Source organism: Falsirhodobacter sp. 1013 (assembly GCF_051195255.1).
GTDB lineage: Bacteria > Pseudomonadota > Alphaproteobacteria > Rhodobacterales > Rhodobacteraceae > Falsirhodobacter.
Genome location: NZ_JBNJLK010000037.1, coordinates 1 through 3788, shown reverse-complemented (window position 1 = coordinate 3788; position 3788 = coordinate 1). Strand labels below are relative to the sequence as shown.

The following is a 3788-nucleotide window of genomic DNA, read 5'->3' as shown; positions in this document are numbered from 1 at the left end:
CCCGAACCGGACTCGCGCCCTCTCCCTTCGCGCCAAATGACGCCGCCCCTGTCTCTCCGAGCCAGCGCCAGCGCCGCGCGAATGGTCGAGGGCGCGGCCCGTTTCGGCCCTTCGGGTGACGATCGCTTGCGCGGTGGGCGGGATCTACCTTTCACGCGCGGCACCAGCTCCATCGTCCATGAAGATCAAAGGTGATCCGCGCGAAGGGCGCGGCTCGATCTATGCAGGGGGATTTTGACGAGCCAAACGCCCCTGCCCTCGTGGGCCGCTATCGCGTCCGTATCAGGGGGCCGACTGCCCCCCACGCAACCACAAAATGCGGCACTCCGCGCGGTCCCTCCCCATCTTCCTCCGCCTCGTGCCTCGGCTCCGTGCAGACGGGTCCCCTCCCCGCTCCGTTGGATTTTGAAGTTGCGCGGCTCCCCCCGTTCCTCGCCGGAAGGCAGTCCCTGAAGGAGAGGCGCGGGCAAGCCGCGTCTCACCTTCACGGCCAGCCCCATTCTGGAAAGAGGGCGCACCCGGCCGGAAGGTTCTCGCCACAAAAGGAGACACGACGATGACCACCATTTCCGCGACCTACTCGCCCGAGGACAACAAAATCCGCCTGTATGCTTCCGCCCGTCTCGATGCTGAAACCTTCCGGCGCGTGAAGGATGCCGGTTTCAAATGGGCACCGAAACAGGAGCTTTTCGTGGCCCCCGCATGGTCCTGCGCCCGCGAGGATTTGGCGCTGGAACTGGCGGGCGAGATCGAGCCGGAGGACATGACCTTGGCCGAACGCGCCCAGATGAAGGCCGACCGGCTGGACGCCATCGCGGACAAACGCGCCGCAGAGGCCAGCGGCTTTTCCCGCGCCGCAAATGAACTTTCCCGCGCCTTCGAATTTGGGCAGCCGATCCTTGTAGGCCACCATTCCGAGCGGAAGGCCCGCAAGACGCAAGAGCGGATGCACAGCGCCCAAGACAAGGCCAGCTAGGCGCACAGGGCAATCGGATACTGGCAGTATCGGGCCGAAGGCGTCGAGCGTCACGCGAACCGCAAGAACGATCCGAAGGTCCGCGCCCGCCGCATTCACACCCTTCTGGCCGAACTGCGCGACCTGCAACGCCGGTTGAACACCGCACACAAGGCCCTTGCGATGTGGGACAAGCTGACCACGGATAACCTGATCCGCATGGCCCTCGGTCGCAGCGACCTTTGCGCCTACAACCTTTATTCAGTGGTTGAGCGCGGCGAAATGACCCCGCAGGAAGCCCGCGAAAAGGCTATGGCCGGAGCGCGTTCGACCATCGAGAGCGGCAACCTGTCGCGCTGGATCATGCACACCCTCAATCGCTTGTCCTATGAGCGGGAGATGCTGGGCAAGGTTCCGCGCTTTGAAGGCGAGATTACCCCGACCCTGCTGCAAATGTTCGTCCGCGAACATGGGGCCGACACGCCAAAGGGCGCGAAGCTGGATGATGACCTTTTCAGCGTCGAATGCGATGCCCCCCTGCCCGCCCACATCGCGCAAGGTTCGAGCGTCGAGCTGTCCGGCGACGAATGGCGCGACCTGATGCAATCTTGCGGCTATCTGCCCCCCGCCAAGAAGGACGCCAAACCGCCGATCCTGAATTTCAAAGCGGCATCCGGCACAATCTCCGTCGTGAACCCGCACCGCCGCGAGGCCGAGAACCTGCCCCAAGTCGAAATGACCAAGGCGGAATATGCCAAGGTCTACAGCGAACAACGCGGGACGCGCCTTTCAACCTGCGGAGGCTTCCGCGTTCGGATCGCGCCGAACCCCAAGCACGAAGGCCCGCGCTATATGGCCGGATGGGCGGCCATCCTCATCACCGACCAGAAGCACCACGACACGCCCGAAAGCGTCAAGGATATGGAGGCCGCGGCATGATCCGCCCCGCCATTTACACCCGCCCCGCAAAGCCCCTGACCATTCCGGTCAGGGCGCGACGGGACGCGCCCGCCCTGGCGCTTGCCACCGTGCCCGAAGTGATCGCGGTGGACCGTGCCACGGAATGCCACATCACCCCCGACGATGTAGCGCGGCGCATGGTCGATTATCTTGGACCCGTTGGCGATTATCTCACGCTTGAGCCGAGCGCCGGAACCGGCCAGCTTGCGCGGGCGCTGATCGCATCCGGCCACAGCCGCAACGAATTGACCATGATCGAGCGGCATCACAAACTTGCCGCCCCCCTGCACAGCATCGGGCCGACGCTGAACCGCTGTTTTCTGGACTATGCCGACGATGTGCGGGGCAAAGTCGAGTTTCCCCGCGTCATCATGAATCCGCCCTTTCGCGACGTGCGGAAGCACATCGCAGCGGCCTTGACGCTTCTGGGGCGCGGGGGTCACGACGCCCCCGCAACGCTGGTCGCGCTGGTGCCGGTCACGTTCGATCACCCCGAGGCCGAGCATCTGGAAACCCTGCCGCCCGACACCTTCAGCACGGCGCAGGTGCATACCAAGATCATCAGGATTCAGCGCAGTTGATCGACATGGGGGACGCGAGGCCCTTCTTTTCATTCGGGAGCATGTTGCCCGATGACAGGAACGCTCGAGGGCGCCCCCGTCACCGGCCTTGCGCTATCCGCGCGGGACCGCTGTGCGGGAAAAGGAAAGCGCACCAAACGGCGCGCTTGCGGTTGGAGGGGCGGTTTTCCACCCCGGCTTTGCCGGGGCTTGCAACCGCCGAGCTGGACGCGCCCCCATAGCGCGAAGGGAGGCGAGGCGGTTGTGGTAAACCGCTGGCGCGACGGATTGGCGACCGTGCATAACAGCGTTCAGCCCACCCTTCGGGCGGGCCGAACGTCATGCCATGTCGGTCTGTGCGAAATCGTTGCCTTTGTAGAGCAACGGAGCGCGATACGCCTTCGCACAGGCATAGGCCAGCGCATCGCCCATGTTGAGCTGCGCCGGATGACCCACAACCTTGCCGTAGACCGACAAAGCCTTGATCGCGTCATTGCCGATCCCCGTGCTGATATGGACCTCGTAGGCGTCGAGGGCCGTAATCAGATCATCGACCAGCGCAGAGGCTTTCTCGAAATCTTCCGCCGTCGCCGGTCCTTTGCCACGTTTGGTCACACGCGCCCGCACCAGCGCCAAGACAGACTCAAGTCGCACGACCGGCGAAAATCGCAGCTTGCCCCGCGCCCCTTCCATAGCCTTCAGCAACGTAGGCCCGTCATCTTCACCGAGAAGAACCGCCGTGATCGCGCTGGCATCGAGGAACATCAGGACTCGCCCCACATATCGTCCATGAACGCCTTGTCGTCGCCAGCAGGCGCAAAACCTTCGGCAGCGGCGCGGTCGCGAAGTTTGCCCACCCGATCCGTCAGCGTTTCTTTCGTGGAAAGAGCGGATATTTGCGCGGAAAGGGCCTGTCGCACGGCTTCGCTCTTGTTTGTCAGGCCCGTCATGGCGCAGTATTTCGCAACCAAAGCATCAATCTCATCGCCCTTGATAAGCATTGCCATTGGTATTCCTCCGTTGGTCTATAACGTATATACCGAAGAGTATATAACCGTTCAAGGTTTGGTATATCAATCATAGCGCATCCCTCGTGCCGTTCGGTCCAGGGCTGTCGCCCTGAACCTCCCTGCCCGAGTGACCGCGCTCTAGACTACGGCCGGCAAGACCGGCCTCCGTCCCGAACCGGACTCGCGCCCTCTCCCTTCGCGCCAAATGACGCCGCCCCTGTCTCTCCGAGCCAGCGCCAGCGCCGCGCGAATGGTCGAGGGCGCGGCCCGTTTCGGCCCTTCGGGTGACGATCGCTTGCGCGG

The 3788-nt window shown here is 63.7% G+C and carries 5 protein-coding genes; 3 read left to right on the top strand and 2 right to left on the bottom strand.

Annotation, left to right across the window (positions count from 1 at the left end; genetic code table 11):
* Window positions 1-556 precede the first annotated feature (556 nt).
* The 3 genes from ACSHZY_RS18750 to ACSHZY_RS18740 all read left to right on the top strand — a co-directional run bounded on the left by ACSHZY_RS18750 (window position 557) and on the right by ACSHZY_RS18740 (window position 2496).
* Window positions 557-976 carry a DUF3560 domain-containing protein gene (locus ACSHZY_RS18750; protein WP_435171744.1) on the top strand — a complete coding sequence of 140 codons (420 nt, stop codon included), beginning with the start codon at window positions 557-559 and terminating at the stop codon, window positions 974-976.
* A 135-nt stretch (window positions 977-1111) separates the two neighbouring features.
* Entirely contained in the window at window positions 1112-1894 is a 783-nt protein-coding gene (locus ACSHZY_RS18745) for a hypothetical protein (RefSeq protein WP_435171742.1), read from the top strand.
* Window positions 1891-2496 carry a hypothetical protein gene (locus tag ACSHZY_RS18740; RefSeq protein WP_435171740.1) on the top strand — a complete coding sequence of 202 codons (606 nt, stop codon included), beginning with the start codon at window positions 1891-1893 and terminating at the stop codon, window positions 2494-2496. Before ACSHZY_RS18745 ends, ACSHZY_RS18740 begins: the two co-directional genes overlap by 4 nt.
* 318 nt (window positions 2497-2814) lie before the next feature.
* On the opposite strand, the gene ACSHZY_RS18735 is transcribed toward ACSHZY_RS18740, so the two are convergent.
* Entirely contained in the window at window positions 2815-3240 is a 426-nt protein-coding gene (locus ACSHZY_RS18735) for a type II toxin-antitoxin system VapC family toxin (protein WP_435171738.1), read from the bottom strand.
* Window positions 3240-3482 (bottom strand): type II toxin-antitoxin system VapB family antitoxin, encoded by a 243-nt coding sequence (locus ACSHZY_RS18730; RefSeq protein ID WP_435171736.1) that lies wholly within the window; start codon window positions 3480-3482, stop codon window positions 3240-3242. Before ACSHZY_RS18730 ends, ACSHZY_RS18735 begins: the two co-directional genes overlap by 1 nt.
* Window positions 3483-3788: the final 306 nt, after the last annotated feature.